We start from the raw sequence: 14,452 nt of genomic DNA on the forward strand, positions 1-14,452 counted from the left end.
ACGGATCGCCCGCCGCCGCGTCATACGAACCGGCACCTATCGGTCCGAATCGGTATGACGCTGTCGGCGGTGGCTACCGCAACGTCATACGAACCGGCACCTGTGGGTGCAGATCCGCATGACGCTGCCCCGGCACCCGAAGCCGGGTCAGCGCCTGACCATCCGGACCAGGCAGTCCCACGCCGTACGTCGTTCCTCACCGCCGTGGCCGTCGGCCGCGGTGACCTCGCGGGCGACGCGCTCGGCGCGCAGCACCTCGACGTCGAGGTCGGCCGTGCTCGTCAGGTCGCCGACGACGTCCTGGGCGGTCATCAGCACCGCCGGGTCCTGCGGCCCGCCGGTCCCGTCGGTGAGGTTGGTCGAGTCGTGGGCGACCAGCAGGAACGTCCCGCCGGTGCGCAGCATCCCGACGGCGTTGCGCACCGCACGCCGCCGATCGCCCGCGGGCACCTGCAGGTAGGCCACCACGACGAGGTCGACGGGCTCCGCGGGCTGCCAGGCGGTCGCGTCCGCGCGGACCCACGTCACGTCGAGGCCGCGGGGGTCGTCCGCGGCCAGGCGGGCGCCCTTGTCGAGGGCGACCTGCGAGAAGTCGACGGCGACGGCAGACCACCCGCGCGAGGCGAGCCAGATGGCGTTGCGTCCCTCGCCGGCCGCGAGGTCCACCGCCGTGCCCGGAGGCAGGTCGGCGAGCTCGGCGGCCACGAACTGGTTGGGCTCACGCGACCAGACCAGGTCGGTGGCGGCGTACCTCTCGTCCCAGGCGTGTGCGTCCATGCCCAGCAGGGTAGGCCCGTCCGGCAGGCTCAGCCCACGGCCAACGACGAAGGGCTGACCCAGGCGCCGGCGCGCATCGTCCGGACCACGCACAGGTCCTCGTCGAGGACGACGAGGTCGGCGCGGCGGTCTGCTTCGAGCGCGCCCACGTCGGCCAGGCCCCACGCCCGGGCCGGCGCGGTGCTCGCCGCGTGGGCCACGTCGAGCAGGGGCAGCCCTGCGGTGCGCACGGCGAAGCGGACTGCCGCGTCCATGGTGAGGGTGGAGCCGGCGATCGCGCCGGTCCCGGTTCCGTCGGCCAGGCGTGCCACGCCGTCGCGCACCTCGATCGCCATCGGGCCGAGCCGGTAGTCGCCGTCCGGAGCGCCCGCGGCGGCCATCGCGTCGGTGACGAGGACGCAGCGGCCGGGCGCGGCAGCGAACACCATGCGGAGCACGGCCGGGTGCAGGTGCACGCCGTCGGCGATCAGCTCGACGTCGACGGGGGAGTCCAGCAGGGCACCGACGGGGCCGGGGTCACGGTGGTGGAGCGGGCGCATCGCGTTGAAGAGGTGCGTGCCGAGGCGGGCACCCGCGTCGAGGGCGGCCCGCGACTCGTCGTACGTCGCGTCGGTGTGGCCGATCGCGGCGACGACGCCGGCGTCGGTGAGCTGGCGGACGGCCTCGATGCCTCCGGGCAGCTCGGGTGCGAGGGTGACCATGCGTACGGCGCCGTCCCCCGCGGCGAGGAGGGCCCGGACCGCGGCCGGGTCCGGGTGCGTGAGCGAACCCGGCCGGTGGGCGCCGGAGCGCTGAGGGCTCAGCCAGGGTCCCTCGAGGTGGATGCCGGCGAGGCGGCCGTCCTGCACGAGCAGGGCGAGCTCGCGGACGGCGTCGGCCATCCGCTGCGGGGTGTCGGTGACCAGGCTGGCCGCCATCGACGTCGTCCCGTGGGCGAGGTGGGTGTCGGCGACGACCGCAGCCGCGTCCGCCGTACCGAGGTCGAAGGACGCGCCCCCGCCGCCGTGCACGTGGAGGTCGACGAACCCCGGGACGACGGTCGCCTCGCCGAGGTCCGCGTCGGGCTCGCGTGGTGGCGCCCCCTCGCCGACCTCGACGATGCGGTCACCGTCGAGGTGCAGCCACCCCGGCGCGAGGATCCGCGCCGGGGTGACCACCTGTCGTGCAACGAGGATCACGTCAGGCCTTGTTGTCCTGCTCGAGCATCGGGTTGGCGGCGCCGGTCTCGTCGTCGTCCTCGCGACCGGGCGTCCTGAGGTTCCACCTACGGATCACGAACCGGAACAGGAAGTAGTAGAGCGCCGCGTAGGCCAGGCCGATCGGGATGATCAGCAGCGGCTTGGTGGCGATGTTGAAGTTGAGCACGTAGTCGAACAGCCCGGCGGAGAAGCCGAAGCCGTCCTTGATGCCGAGTGCGTTGGTCAGCGCCATCGACGAGCCGGTGAGCAGCGCGTGGATGACGTAGAGCGGGAACGCGACGAACATGAACGCGAACTCGAGCGGCTCGGTGACGCCGGTGAGGAAGGCGGTGAGCGCCGCGGACAGCATGATGCCGCCGACGAGCTTCTTGTTCTGCGGCTTGGCCTCGTGCCAGATGGCGAGGGCCGCGGCCGGGAGGGCGAACATCATGATCGGGAAGAAGCCGGTCATGAAGGCGCCCGCGGTCGGGTCGCCGTGGAGGAAGCGCGCGATGTCGCCGGTCCAGACTTCGCCGTTGGCATCGGTGTAGGACCCGAAGACGAACCACGGCGGGTTGTTGAGGATGTGGTGCAGGCCGAGCGGGATCAGCAACCGGTTGAGGGTGCCGTAGACGAAGGCGCCGAGCACGGAGTTGTCGGTGACCCACTCGCCGAGGGAGTTGATGCCGGTGTCGAAGGCCGGGTAGACGAAGCTCATCAGCACCGCGATCACCAGCATCGCGAACGAGGTGATGATCGGGACGAAGCGGCGCCCGCCGAAGAAGGCGAGGTAGGGCGGCAGCGAGATCCGGTGGTACCTCTGCCACAGCCAGGCGCTCACCAGGCCCGTCACGATGCCGCCGAGGACGCCGTAGTTGATGAGCTCCTGCTCAGCGTCACCCTCAGGCAGGCCGAGCACGACCGGGGACATCGCGTCACCGACGCCCTTGAAGACCAGGTAGCCCACGACCGCTGCGAGCGCCGTCGAACCGTCCGACTTCCTGGCCATGCCGATCGCGATGCCGACGGCGAAGAGCAGCGGCAGGTTGGCGAACAGCGCGTTGCCGGCCGCGCCGACGACGGCCGCGACGTTGTCCCAGCCGAGGCCGTCGGCGCCGAGGAGGTCGGGCTGCCCGAGACGGAGCAGCAGGGCTGCCACCGGGAGTGCCGCGATCGGCAGCATGAGGCTGCGCCCGAACTTCTGGACCGGCGCGAGGTTGAGCCTGCGCTTCTCCGTGGTGCCGCCCGAGACGGCGTCCTGTGTGGTCACGATGGATCCCTTCTGGTGCTCTTCTTCCTGGCGGCGCGCTGCTCGGCGCCGAGGCTCATGTGGACCTGGTAGCGGTCGCCCCGGTAGCGGGAGACGACGTACTCGACCGGTCGCCCCGCCGCGGTCGAGACGCGGCGGAAGACCAGGAGTGGCGTGTGTACGGGTGCCTCGAGGCGGCGCGCGGTCGCACCCTCCGCCGCCTCGCCCCACAGGGTCTGCTCGGCCCCGTCGATGACGAGGTCGTAGCTGCTCGCGAAGAGCGTGTAGAGCGAGCCGGTGAGGTCCGCGGTGTCGAGGCCGGGGAGGAGGGAGCACGGGTACCACCCCTGCTCGATCGCCATCGGCTGGCCGTCGGCGAGCCGCACGCGGTCGATCCGCCAGGCAGTGCCGCGCGCGCCCAGCCGCAGCGCCTTGACGACCTCCGGCGGCGGCCGCTCCTCGTCGACGCGCATGAGGCGGGTCGCCGGGACCAGGCCGCGGCGGCGCATGTCCTCGGAGAACGACGCCAGGTGCAGGCTCGTCTGCACGCGGGGTCGCGCGACGAAGGTGCCCTTGCCGTGGATCTTCTCCAGCAGGCCACCGACCACCAGGCTGTCGATGGCCTTGCGCACCGTGGCGCGGGAGACGTCGTACGTCGTCATGAGCTCGCGCTCCGAGGGGATCGAGGCGCCGGGCCCGAGGTCGCGGGTCGCCAGCTCGGCCAGCACGTCGCTCAGCTGCACGTGCTTGGGCCGCGGGCCGTCCTCGATCCTGGGGGACATGTCGTCCTCTCGACGCCTGATGGATCCATTGGTACGGTCTGGTACGTACCAGTTGGAGAGCATGGCTCCGACACGTCGACGTTGTCAAGGACCACCGATGGACACCTCACCCCCAGCCGCACTCACGACGCAGATGGCGTCCGAGATCGCCGAGCAGCCCGCGGCCGCCCGCCGCACCCTCGACGCGCTGCTGCCCGAGCAGCCGCGACTGCGCGAGCTCGCCGCCGGGCGCCGCCGCGTGCTGCTCGTGGCGCGTGGGTCGAGCGACAACGCCGCCATCTACGGCCGCTACCTGCTCGAGGTGGCCGCCGGCGTCCCCGCGGGGCTGGCAGCGCCCAGCGTCGCCACCCACTACGGCGCTCGCCTCGACCTCTCGGACACCATGGTGATCTCGGTGTCGCAGTCCGGTGCGACCGCCGAGATCGTCGAGACCCAGGAGTGGGCGCGAGCCTGCGGGGCCGCCACCGTGGGCGTGACCAACGTCGAGGGGTCGCCGCTCGCCGATGCCGCCGACGTCGCGCTCGTGACCCGGGCCGGTCCGGAGCTCGCGGTGCCGGCGACCAAGTCCTACCTCACCCAGCTGGTGGCCCTCGCCGTCCTCGCCGACGCGCTGGGGGAGGCGCCGCGGGGAGACGCGCTCGACCGCGTGCCCGCTGCCGTCGAGGAGCTCCTGCACACCGACGTCGGCGCGGCTGCCGAGGCGCTGGCCACCACCGACCGCGTGGTGGTGTCGGGGCGCGGGCTGCTCCTCGGCACCGCGCTGGAGACGGCGCTGAAGATGGAGGAGACGTGCCTGCGCCCGGTGCGCGGCTACTCGTACGCCGACCTGCGCCACGGCCCGATCTCCGTGGTGAGCGAGGGGCTGCTGGCCGTGCTGGTCGGCGCGGCCGAGGGCCCGCTCGCCGAGCCGATGGTCGACCTGGTGCGTGACCTGCACGATCGCGGGGCGCGCGTCCTCGGGCTCGGTGGCACGTCCGACTTCGCGGACGAGTGCGACCTCCACCTGGCGGGTCCGGACCTGCCCGAGACGGTCGAGCCCATCGCGTCGATCGTGCCTGCGCAGCTGATGATCGAGCAGATGGCCCGTCGGCTGGCCCTCGACCCCGACAACCCGCGCGGCCTCAAGAAGGTCACCCAGACCGACCGCTGACCCCTACGACCGTTGCGCCGCACCCCGTCGGCGTACGCGACAGTGGATCCACCCACGAAAGGAACCTGAGATGAGCAGCAAGGCAGAGCAGATCCTGGCCGGCCTCGGCGGCGCCGACAACGTCGTCGAGATCGAGGCGTGCATCACCCGCCTCCGCACCGAGGTCAAGGACGGCTCGCTCGTCGACCAGGCCGCCCTCAAGGCCGCCGGGGCCCACGGCGTGATGGCGAGCGGCACCGTCGTCCAGGTCGTCGTCGGGCCCGAGGCGGACAACCTCGCCGACGACATCGAGGACCTGATGTGAGCGGTGCCGTCCAGGTCCTCGCCCCCTGCCCGGGACGGGTCGTCGCGATGTCGGACGTGCCCGACCCCGTCTTCGCCGAGGAGATGGTCGGCCCCGGGGTGGCCATCGAGCCCGAACCCGGCCGCACCACCGTGGTGTCGCCGATCGCCGGCAAGGTCGTCAAGGTCCTGCCGCACGCCTTCGTCGTCCTCGGCGACGGCGTCGGCGTCCTGGTGCACCTCGGCATCAACACCGTCCGTCTGGAAGGGGAGGGCTTCGAGATCCTCGCCACCCAGGGGAGCGAGGTCGCCGCGGGCGACCCGATGATCACGTGGGACCCGTCCTCGCTGCCGCCCAGGGCCGGCGGCCAGGACGTCTCGCCGATCGTCCCGGTCGTGCTGATGGACGCACCGAAGGGGTCGGTCGCGAGCGACGCCATCGGCGGGTCCGTGGCTGCCGGCGACGTGCTCTTCGCGACCGCATGACGGGGGCGACGACAGCGGTCTCCGCGCTCCTGCTCGACCTCGACGGGACGCTGGTCGACTCCGAGCCGCTGCACCGGCGCGGCTACGAGTCGTTCTTCGCCCACAAGGGCTGGGAGGTCCCCGACCTCTCCGTCTTCACCGGACGCCGGGCGGTCGACGTCTTCGCGACCGAGCACGGCCCCTGGGACGGGCTCGACCCCGAGGCCGTGCTCGCGGAGGTGCTCGAGCACGTGCCGGACGAGGCGGCGCGCGCCGTGCCGGGCGCCCGGGAGCTGATCGAGGCGGCCCGCGCGGGCGGCACACCGGTCGCGATCGTCACCTCGGCCGGGCCGGACTGGGTCCAGCGGTCGCTGGTCGAGTCGCTCACCCTCGAGGTCGACAGCGTCGACCTCGTCGTCACCGCCCGTGACGTCGAGGACGGCAAGCCGCACCCGGCCGGCTTCGCGCTCGCCTGCCGGAGGCTGGACGCCGACCCCGCGGCCGCGCTGGCGGCGGAGGACTCGCCGGCGGGTGTCCGCGCGGCGCTCGGTGCCGGCGTGCGCCAGGTGCACGGCATCGGCACGTCCCACCCGCGCGAGGTGCTCCTCGACGCCGGCGCGGTCGAGGTCCACGGTGACCTCCGGCCGCTGCTCCCGCTCCTGCGGGCGTGACCCGACGCCGGGACACAGGGCTCAGCCGGCTACCTGGTCCCCGACGGTCGTGGCGTGCGGGCGGCCCGGGTCGTCGAGCGCCGGCGCGACCTGGCCCGCCCGGAGCGCCTCGAGCTGGGCGCACACGGCCGTGCCGTAGAAGAACGCCACGGACGACAGCAGCGCCCACAGCAGCAGGGCGAACACGCCGGCGAGGGGCCCGTACACGCTGCCGAACGACCCGCTGAGCGAGACGTACGCCGCGAGACCGGCTGTGGCGACGGCACTGAGCACCACGGCGATCCCCGATCCGAGGGCGAGCCACGACAGGGCCGGCTGCCGGCGGCGCGGCGCGTGGTCGAGGAGCACGGCGATCGCGAAGACGAGCAGGGCGAGGCCGACCGGCCACCGCAGCCCGTTCCACCAGTCGACGGCCGTGTCGGACCACCCGTAGTTGTCCGCCATCGCCTCGCCGAGCGCCCCGCCGCCGACGATCATCACGAACCCGACGCCGACCGGCGCGGCGAGCACGGCGGTCAGCACCGCCGCCCGGCCGTACTTCTGGAGCGCCTTGCGGTCGCGCCGGATGCCGTAGATGCGGTTGGCGCCGCGCTCGACCTGCGCCATCGCCGTGGTCATCGACAGGAGCGCGAAGCCGAGGCCGAGCACGAGGGCGATCTCGCCGGCCCGCTCGGACGCGTCCGACCCGTCGACCGCCGAGGCGAGCGCGTCACCGTCGCCCGAGCCGGGGGAGAGCGAGTCGACGACGTGCGCCACGACCGCGGCGGGCCGCTCGTGGTCGATGTCGGAGGCGAGGCCGGTCAGGGCGAGGAGGAAGGGGACGACGGCGAGGCAGGCCTGCAGGGCGAGCGCGCGCGAGTTGGTGAACCCGTCGCCGTAGCGGAAGCGCACGAAGGACTCGACTGCGATCTTCCCCAGCCCGTGGTGGCGTGCGAGGTGCCAGGCATCGAGCGCGTCCAGCTCGTCACCGTCCATCTCGGTGGTGACGGGCACGGTCCGCGCGGTGGTCATGGGCGCACCCTAGGCGGCGGCCGCGGCGCAGGAGTGCCCGGATTCGCCGGACGGGTGCCCCGCCCGCCTTTACTCTGTGAGTCCCACCGGTCGTCGCGGCCGCTGGCAGACGTTCTCGACCCTCGGAGTCTCCGTGTCGTTCCTCGGCCCCACCCCGTCTCGTCGCGCCCTCGTGGTCACCTCCCTCCTCGGCCCCGTCGCCGCAACGCTGTCCCTCGCGCCCGGCAGGGCGTATGCCGCGTCGGGCACCCCGCTGGGGCGGCAGGTCCGGTTCGGCGCCTACGCGTGGGACGTGCCGTGGACCCCCGGCGTCCTCGACGACCTCCAGCGGACCGTCCAGGCGCCGGTCTCGATCGCGTCCTACTTCTACGGACCCGACGTCGTCTTCCCCGCCCAGCAGGACCTCGACACCGCTCGAGGTGGCGTGCGCGACCTGCTGGTCGCGTGGGAGATCGGGAAGTTCCGCTACAGCGAGTGGCCGGCCGGCGTGCACGACGCCTACCTCGACCAGATCGCCGCGGCGGCGCGCGCCTTCCCGTACGTCATGTACGTGCGCCCCTGGCCGGAGATGAACGGCGACTGGACGTCGTTCCAGCCGACCCCCGCCGGCGAGAAGGAGCACGGCGGCACGCCGGAGGAGTTCATCGCAGCCTGGCGCTACCTCGTGACCTACCTGCGCGACCGGGGCGCCACCAACCTGCGCTGGGTGTTCAACCCGACGACCGACACCTACGAGGGCACGACCGACATCCGCACCATCTACCCCGGTGACGACTACGTCGACGTCCTCGGCCTCGACGGCTACAACTGGGGCAACACCGGCCTCGACTGGGGACCGTGGCGCACCTTCGAGGACATCTACCGCGAGCAGTACGACCGGCTCGCCGCCCTGCACCCCACCGCTCCGGTGTGGATCTGCGAGGTCGGCTGCAAGGAGCCGTCGTACGACGACGGTGCACCCCGCATCAAGTCCGCCTCCAAGGGACGCTGGATCACCGACATGTTCGCCGCGACCACCTTCCCGCGGGTCCGGGCCGTGTGCTGGTTCCAGGGCAACAAGGAGCGCGACTGGCGGGTGAATTCCTCGAACGACGCGCTCAAGGCGATCCGCTCCGCGCTCGACCAGATGCCCGCCTGACGCTCGCGCGGAGGGTGGAGGCTGTCGGTCCGCAGCGCCAGACTGGAGCCATGAAGGCTCGGGAGCGCGTCGGATCGATCGGGAGACAGGTGGCGGTGGAGCCGCGCCGGTTCTACGACGGCGGCACGCTGCCGACCGCGGCGGGTCCGGGGCAGCCGCCCGACCCCGGGTCCGATCCGCGCATCGTGCTCGAGCGGCACTCCGAGGAGGGCGTCGAGACGTTCGCCCTGGAGCGTCGACTGGCCTACCGCGACCGCCACCTCGGTGAGCTGCTGGTCCCGGCGGACGCCGACTTCCGCACCGACCTGACCTCGGTTCCCGCCCTGTTCACGTGGCTGGTGCCCAAGACCGGGGCCCACCTGCCCGCCGCGCTGCTGCACGACGCCCTCGTGGCCGGTCGCGGCGACCCCGCGTCCTACGTCTCCACCGAGGGGCACGAGGTCGACCGGGTCGAGGCCGACCGGGTCTTCCGCGACGCGATGGCCGACACCGGCACCGGAGTGATCCGGCGCTGGATCGTCTGGTCGGCCGTCACCGTGGCGACGATCTTCGTCGGCCGGGCCGTGCCGTGGTCGCCGCTCAAGCACTGGTCCTACCGGGTGGCGGCGGGCGTCACGATCGCCGCCATCGTCTACCTCGGCTACAGCGCCACCGCCGACCTGTTCGACGTCTCGTGGGTCGGTGCCGTCGACGTGCCGTGGATGGGCGACCGGCCGTGGTGGGCGGAGCTGGCGGGCGGGTTCGCGGGGGCGGTCGTGCTGCCGCTGGCGCTGAGCCTGCTCTGGGGCCGGCTGCGGATGGCGGGCGCGATCGCCGGGGTGATGCTCGCCGTGCTGCTGCACGTCACCGTCGGCCTCGCCGTCATCGGGGCGAGCTACCTCGCCCTCGAGCGGCTGGCCCGACGCGCGCCCCTCGCGGCCTGGGCGCTGGCAGGCGTCGTCGTCGCCGCCTCGCTGGTCGTCTTCGCGGTGCTCAGCCTCGGCTGAGGCCGACCTCGGCGAGCCAGCGCGCGGCGAACGTGTCGCGCGGCAGGTCCTGGGTGACGAGGGAGAGGCCCTCTCGCGCCGCCAGGACGACCAGTCCGAGCGCCACGGCGGTCACCACCATGCCGTGGACGTTGCGTGGGAAGCGGCTCGGCACCGTGCGTACGCGGTGCCAACCGCCGACGAGACCGGCGGTGACGACGGCGGAGACGATGCTGGCGAAGGCGGCCCCGAGCACCGTGCCGAGGAGGTTCAGGTGGCTGATGAGGATCGCCGACGTCGCGGCGGCGGTGGCGCCGGCGACGAGCTGCGGGAGGCTGAGGTCGAGGAAGGGCTGGCGGTCGGTCCGGTCGGTCCGGTCGGTCGTGTCGATGGGGGAGTCAGGCATCTCGCGAGGGGGGTTCGGGGACAGGGCTTCCCCTGTACGACGACCGGGCGCGGCCGATCGTTGCCCGACGTGAGCACCCTCACGGTGGGACCGGCACCGCGTGCCCGGTCAGCGCAGCGAGTACGTCGCCAGCGAGACGCCGACGTAGTGCGCGGCGAAGGCCAGGATGGTGAACGAGTGGAACACCTCGTGGAAGCCGAACCAGCGGGGCGAGGGGTTGGGGCGCTTGAGGCCGTAGACCACGCCGCCGAGCGTGTAGAGCACGCCGCCGACCGCCACGAGCACCAGCGTGGCAGCCGCGATGCCGCTGCTGAAGCGGTTGGCGCCCTCCATGAACTGGGGGATGAAGAACACCGCCGCCCAGCCGAGGGCGATGTACATCGGGGTGTAGAGCCAGCGCGGCGCGTCGGTCCAGAACACGCGGAAGAACACGCCGGCGATCGCCGCGAGCCAGACGACGAGCAGCAGCGTCGTACGCGCGGTGCCGTCGAGGAAGAGCAGGGCGTAGGGCGTGTAGGTGCCTGCGATGAGCACGAAGATGTTGGCGTGGTCGAAACGGCGCAGGAACGCCCACGTGCGCGGCGACCAGGTGCCGCGGTGGTAGATCGCCGAGACCGTGAAGACGAGGAGCGCGGACAGCGCGAAGGCGGCCGAGCCGACCCGCGTGGACGCCGTCGGGGAGAGCGCGACGAGCACGATGCCGGCGGCGAGCGCGATCGGCGCGGTGCCGGCGTGCAGCCAGCCGCGCAGGTGCGGCTTGATCTCGGCCATCTTGTCGGCCATCACTTCGCCGGCACGCTCCACGGCGTGCTCGACGCGGTCGCGAGGGGTCATGCGGCGTTCTCCATGTGCACGAAACTACTCGGAGTGGTGTGAGAAGCGCAGCCGAGTGCACCGAGTGCCCGGTCACACGGCGTGACGGCGTTACCATCGGCTGGTGGTCAACGTGAAGGACGCCGTGCGTCGGGTGCTCTACCCGGCCTACGAGTCCCGGGTGGTGAAGTTCCTTCCCCACGACCAGATCCCGAAGCACGTGGGCGTGATGCTCGACGGCAACCGCCGGTGGGCCAAGGCGGTCGGGCTCAACACCGCTGAGGGCTACCAGGCCGGCGCCGACAACATCCGTCCGCTGCTGGGCTGGTGCGAGGAGGTCGGCGTCGAGGTGGTCACGCTGTGGCTCCTCTCCAGCGACAACCTCACCAACCGCCCGCCCGAGCAGCTCACCGGCCTGCTGAAGATCATCGAGGGCGCCGTGGAGTCGCTCGCCGAGGCGGGCCGCTGGCGGATCCACCCCGTGGGGGCGCTCGACCTGCTGCCGACCGAGACCGCCGAGCGGCTCAAGGCCGCCGAGGAGAGCACCCGCGACATCGACGGCGTGCTCGTCAACGTCGCGGTGGGCTACGGCGGCCGCCGCGAGATCGCCGACGCCGTGCGTGCCCTGCTCGCCGACCACGCCTCCAAGGGCACCTCGCTGGAGGAGCTCGCCGACATCATCGACGTCGAGCACATCGCCGAGCACCTCTACACCAAGGGCCAGCCCGACCCCGACCTGGTGATCCGCACGTCCGGCGAGCAGCGCCTTGGCGGCTTCCTGCTGTGGCAGTCGGCCAACTCGGAGTTCTACTTCTGCGAGGCCCTGTGGCCCGACTTCCGGCGCGTCGACTTCCTGCGCGCCATCCGCGCGTACGCCGAGCGCGAGCGCCGCTTCGGCGGCTGACCCGCGGCTCGCAGACGTCACCCGACCGTCACCTCGCGTTCGGGCGTGTCGCCCCGGATCGGGCGATCCACGGGCGTACTTTCGGCGACATCAGCAGGTGGGGAAGCCGGCTGAACCGGGAGGCACACCTTGGGCACTCAGATGGGAGCTCTCCGGTCCGTTGAATGACATCGGGCCGGGCGAGGAGTGCGCGCGCCGACCCGCAGCAAGGGGTTAGTCGTGGCCAGCAGCAAGACCTCACCCAGCTCCGCATCGCACAGCTCCGTTCCGCCCAGCAGCACCCGCCGCACGTACGTCCTCGACACCAGCGTCCTGCTCGCCGACCCGGCCGCGACCAAACGCTTCGCCGAGCACGAGGTCGTGCTCCCGGTGGTGGTGATCACCGAGCTCGAGGGCAAGCGCAACCACCCGGAGCTCGGGTTCTTCGCGCGCTCCGCCCTGCGGGCCCTCGACGAGCTGCGCATGGTCAACGGGCGCCTCGACCAGCCCGTCCCTGTGGGGAGCGAGGGCGGCACGGTCCGCGTCGAGCTCAACCACACCGACCCGGAGTCGCTGCCGTCGGGCTTCCGGCTGGGCGACAACGACACGCGGATCCTCGCCGTGGCCCGCAACCTGGCCAACGAGGGCCACCGGGTCACCCTGGTCAGCAAGGACCTCCCGCTCCGGATCAAGGCCTCGGCCGTCGGGCTGGACGCCGAGGAGTACCGCGCCGAGGCCATCAGCAGCTCCGACACCGGCTACACCGGGATGGCCGAGCTCGAGGTGCTCGCCAGCGACCTCGACGAGCTCTACGAGGACGGTGTCATCGACCTCGCCGAGGCTCGCGACCTCCCGTGCCACAACGGGCTCGTGCTGCTCTCGGACCGGGGTACGGCGCTGGGCCGCGTGGGGGCGGACAAGCGCGTGCACCTCGTCCGCGGCGACCGCGATGCCTTCGGCATCCACGGCCGGTCGGCCGAGCAGCGGGTGGCGCTCGAGATGCTCCTCGACCCCGAGGTCGGCATCGTCTCCCTGGGCGGCCGCGCCGGCACCGGCAAGTCGGCGATGGCGCTCTGCGCGGGCCTCGAGGCCGTGATGGAGCGCCGCCACCACAAGAAGGTGGTGGTCTTCCGGCCGCTGTTCGCCGTCGGTGGCCAGGAGCTCGGCTACCTGCCCGGCTCGGAGAACGAGAAGATGTCTCCCTGGGCCCAGGCGGTCTTCGACACCCTCGGTGCCCTGGTCTCGCGCGACGTCGTCGACGAGGTGATGGACCGCGGGATGCTCGAGGTGCTGCCGCTCACGCACATCCGCGGCCGTTCCCTCCACGACGCCTTCGTCATCGTGGACGAGGCCCAGTCGCTGGAGCGCAACGTGCTGCTGACGGTGCTGTCGCGCATCGGCGCGAACTCCAAGGTGGTCCTCACCCACGACGTCGCCCAGCGCGACAACCTCCGCGTGGGCCGACACGACGGCATCGTCGCGGTGGTGGACAAGCTCAAGGGCCACCCGCTCTTCTCGCACGTCACACTCACCCGCTCCGAGCGCTCGCCGATCGCCGCGCTCGTGACCGAGATGCTGGAGGACGTCACCCTCTGACGAGGGGGCGCGACCTGCCGCCCGTCGCGCTGTAACGCCGGGTTGGTGCGACTACCCACCCCCGAGCACCACATGGGGTACCGCACCTAACCCGGCGTTACAGCGGCGATCGGGGCGGCGGACGGCGGTGGCGGTCGTCACGCGGGCGTGACGCGTGTGGCGTACGAGACGCAGGCAGCCTGTTGTGACGCAAGGGACGGCTCCAATTGTGCCGTTCGGTTTGCACGTGGTTGAACCCTCATGCATGGTGGCTCGTGGCCGTTCCGTGACCTCGGTCGTCGGCAGGGCGCCGGGATCCCCCGCACCACCGCCCCGTCCCGCCGGACCAGGTCTTCGTGGTCGCCCCCGCGCCTCCGTGCACGACCCGGCGTGACACCCCCTGTCGTCAACCCCCGTGAGCCCCTGTGCCGAAGCCAGACAAGTACGTCCCGAAACACCGCGTCCCCGGCAAGCACAAGGCCGTCCGCGCGCCCCGTCGAGCCCTGCGCACCGGCGTCGTCCTGACCGGACTGGCAGCCGCCGCGACCGGCGTGAGCGTCACCGGCGGCCTCGCCGCGAGCGACCCCGACGGGCTGACCCCCGCCGCCGCCGACGTGGCGACCGCCACCCCGAGCCCGTCCGCCGATGCCACGCCGGAAGCTGCTGGCTCGACCGACGAAGCGACCACGCTCGAGGGGTCGTCGCGGCAGGTCGCCTCGCGCTCCGCGCGGCGCACCGACAAGGCCAAGGCCACGACGCTCGCGATGTCCGGCGGCTCCGCCGTGACGCGCTCGGAGAAGCTGTCCGAGGGCGACCCGCGCGACATCGCCCGCGCGCTGCTGCCGGCGTACGGCTTCTCCTCCGACCAGTTCTCCTGCCTCGACTCGCTCTACGTCAGCGAGTCCGACTGGCGCATCGACGCCGACAACCCGACCTCGTCGGCGTACGGCATCCCGCAGGCCCTCACCGAGCTCCACGAGCTGCCGGCGGACTACATGACCTCCGCCGAGTCGCAGATCCGGTGGGGCCTGGAGTACATCCAGGACACCTACGGCACCCCGTGCAGCGCGTGGAGCTTCAAGCAGGGCAACGGCTGGTACTGAGCCC

The 14,452-nt window shown here is 72.5% G+C and carries 16 protein-coding genes; 9 read left to right on the forward strand and 7 right to left on the reverse strand.

What is annotated here, in order from left to right:
* Positions 1 to 147: 147 nt before the first annotated feature.
* Genes JOD65_RS07800 through JOD65_RS07815 form a run of 4 tightly spaced genes read right to left on the reverse strand, consistent with a single transcriptional unit; the run spans position 148 to position 3,986 of the window.
* A complete protein-coding gene (locus tag JOD65_RS07800; RefSeq protein ID WP_191192969.1) occupies positions 148 to 777 on the reverse strand; it encodes a class I SAM-dependent methyltransferase in 630 nt (209 codons plus the stop codon).
* Between the two features lie 29 nt (positions 778 to 806).
* A complete protein-coding gene (nagA, locus tag JOD65_RS07805; RefSeq protein WP_191192968.1) occupies positions 807 to 1,955 on the reverse strand; it encodes an N-acetylglucosamine-6-phosphate deacetylase in 1,149 nt (382 codons plus the stop codon).
* Position 1,956: 1 nt separating this feature from the next.
* Complete coding sequence (locus JOD65_RS07810; RefSeq protein WP_307821012.1) at positions 1,957 to 3,225, reverse strand: PTS transporter subunit EIIC; 1,269 nt, start codon at positions 3,223 to 3,225, stop codon at positions 1,957 to 1,959.
* The gene (locus JOD65_RS07815; RefSeq protein WP_191192967.1) at positions 3,222 to 3,986 is read right to left on the reverse strand and encodes a GntR family transcriptional regulator; all 765 of its coding nucleotides are present in this window, start codon (positions 3,984 to 3,986) and stop codon (positions 3,222 to 3,224) included. Before JOD65_RS07815 ends, JOD65_RS07810 begins: the two co-directional genes overlap by 4 nt.
* A 97-nt stretch (positions 3,987 to 4,083) precedes the next feature.
* Here JOD65_RS07815 and JOD65_RS07820 point away from each other — a divergent pair, with 97 nt between their 5' ends.
* The 4 genes from JOD65_RS07820 to JOD65_RS07835 are packed head-to-tail and all read left to right on the forward strand — an operon-like array spanning position 4,084 to position 6,554.
* Positions 4,084 to 5,136 carry an SIS domain-containing protein gene (locus JOD65_RS07820; protein WP_224747106.1) on the forward strand — a complete coding sequence of 351 codons (1,053 nt, stop codon included), beginning with the start codon at positions 4,084 to 4,086 and terminating at the stop codon, positions 5,134 to 5,136.
* Positions 5,137 to 5,182: 46 nt separating this feature from the next.
* On the forward strand, positions 5,183 to 5,440 hold the full coding sequence (locus tag JOD65_RS07825) for a PTS sugar transporter subunit IIB (RefSeq protein ID WP_268112220.1): 258 nt from the start codon (positions 5,183 to 5,185) through the stop codon (positions 5,438 to 5,440).
* Positions 5,437 to 5,904 (forward strand): PTS sugar transporter subunit IIA, encoded by a 468-nt coding sequence (locus JOD65_RS07830; RefSeq protein WP_307821014.1) that lies wholly within the window; start codon positions 5,437 to 5,439, stop codon positions 5,902 to 5,904. The genes JOD65_RS07825 and JOD65_RS07830 overlap by 4 nt, the downstream gene beginning before the upstream one ends.
* A complete protein-coding gene (locus tag JOD65_RS07835) occupies positions 5,901 to 6,554 on the forward strand; it encodes an HAD family hydrolase (protein ID WP_191192966.1) in 654 nt (217 codons plus the stop codon). Before JOD65_RS07830 ends, JOD65_RS07835 begins: the two co-directional genes overlap by 4 nt.
* A 21-nt stretch (positions 6,555 to 6,575) precedes the next feature.
* Here JOD65_RS07835 and JOD65_RS07840 read toward each other — a convergent pair whose 3' ends face one another.
* Entirely contained in the window at positions 6,576 to 7,565 is a 990-nt protein-coding gene (locus JOD65_RS07840; protein WP_191192965.1) for a YihY/virulence factor BrkB family protein, read from the reverse strand.
* 76 nt (positions 7,566 to 7,641) lie between these two features.
* Here JOD65_RS07840 and JOD65_RS23175 point away from each other — a divergent pair, with 76 nt between their 5' ends.
* Both JOD65_RS23175 and JOD65_RS07850 read left to right on the forward strand, forming a co-directional pair.
* A complete protein-coding gene (locus JOD65_RS23175) occupies positions 7,642 to 8,703 on the forward strand; it encodes a glycoside hydrolase family 26 protein (protein WP_191192964.1) in 1,062 nt (353 codons plus the stop codon).
* A gap of 50 nt (positions 8,704 to 8,753) precedes the next feature.
* On the forward strand, positions 8,754 to 9,689 hold the full coding sequence (locus JOD65_RS07850; RefSeq protein WP_191192963.1) for a DUF1353 domain-containing protein: 936 nt from the start codon (positions 8,754 to 8,756) through the stop codon (positions 9,687 to 9,689).
* Here the strand turns inward: JOD65_RS07850 and JOD65_RS07855 are convergent.
* Positions 9,676 to 10,074, reverse strand: a complete 399-nt coding sequence (locus JOD65_RS07855; protein WP_191192962.1) for a hypothetical protein — start codon at positions 10,072 to 10,074, stop codon at positions 9,676 to 9,678. The two genes, JOD65_RS07850 and JOD65_RS07855, sit on opposite strands and share 14 nt — an antisense overlap.
* Before the next feature lie 108 nt (positions 10,075 to 10,182).
* A complete protein-coding gene (gene trhA / locus JOD65_RS07860; RefSeq protein WP_191192961.1) occupies positions 10,183 to 10,908 on the reverse strand; it encodes a PAQR family membrane homeostasis protein TrhA in 726 nt (241 codons plus the stop codon).
* Between the two features lie 103 nt (positions 10,909 to 11,011).
* Here trhA and JOD65_RS07865 point away from each other — a divergent pair, with 103 nt between their 5' ends.
* From JOD65_RS07865 to JOD65_RS07875, 3 genes are all read left to right on the forward strand, one after another.
* A complete protein-coding gene (locus JOD65_RS07865) occupies positions 11,012 to 11,791 on the forward strand; it encodes an isoprenyl transferase (protein ID WP_191192960.1) in 780 nt (259 codons plus the stop codon).
* Positions 11,792 to 12,010: 219 nt separating this feature from the next.
* Positions 12,011 to 13,366 (forward strand): RNA 5'-3' helicase PhoH2, encoded by a 1,356-nt coding sequence (phoH2, locus tag JOD65_RS07870; RefSeq protein WP_191192959.1) that lies wholly within the window; start codon positions 12,011 to 12,013, stop codon positions 13,364 to 13,366.
* A 404-nt stretch (positions 13,367 to 13,770) separates the two neighbouring features.
* Entirely contained in the window at positions 13,771 to 14,448 is a 678-nt protein-coding gene (locus tag JOD65_RS07875; RefSeq protein ID WP_191192958.1) for an aggregation-promoting factor C-terminal-like domain-containing protein, read from the forward strand.
* Positions 14,449 to 14,452: the final 4 nt, after the last annotated feature.

Origin of the sequence: Nocardioides cavernae, assembly GCF_016907475.1 — a bacterium.
In the GTDB taxonomy this organism is placed as follows: Bacteria; Actinomycetota; Actinomycetes; order Propionibacteriales; family Nocardioidaceae; genus Nocardioides; species Nocardioides cavernae.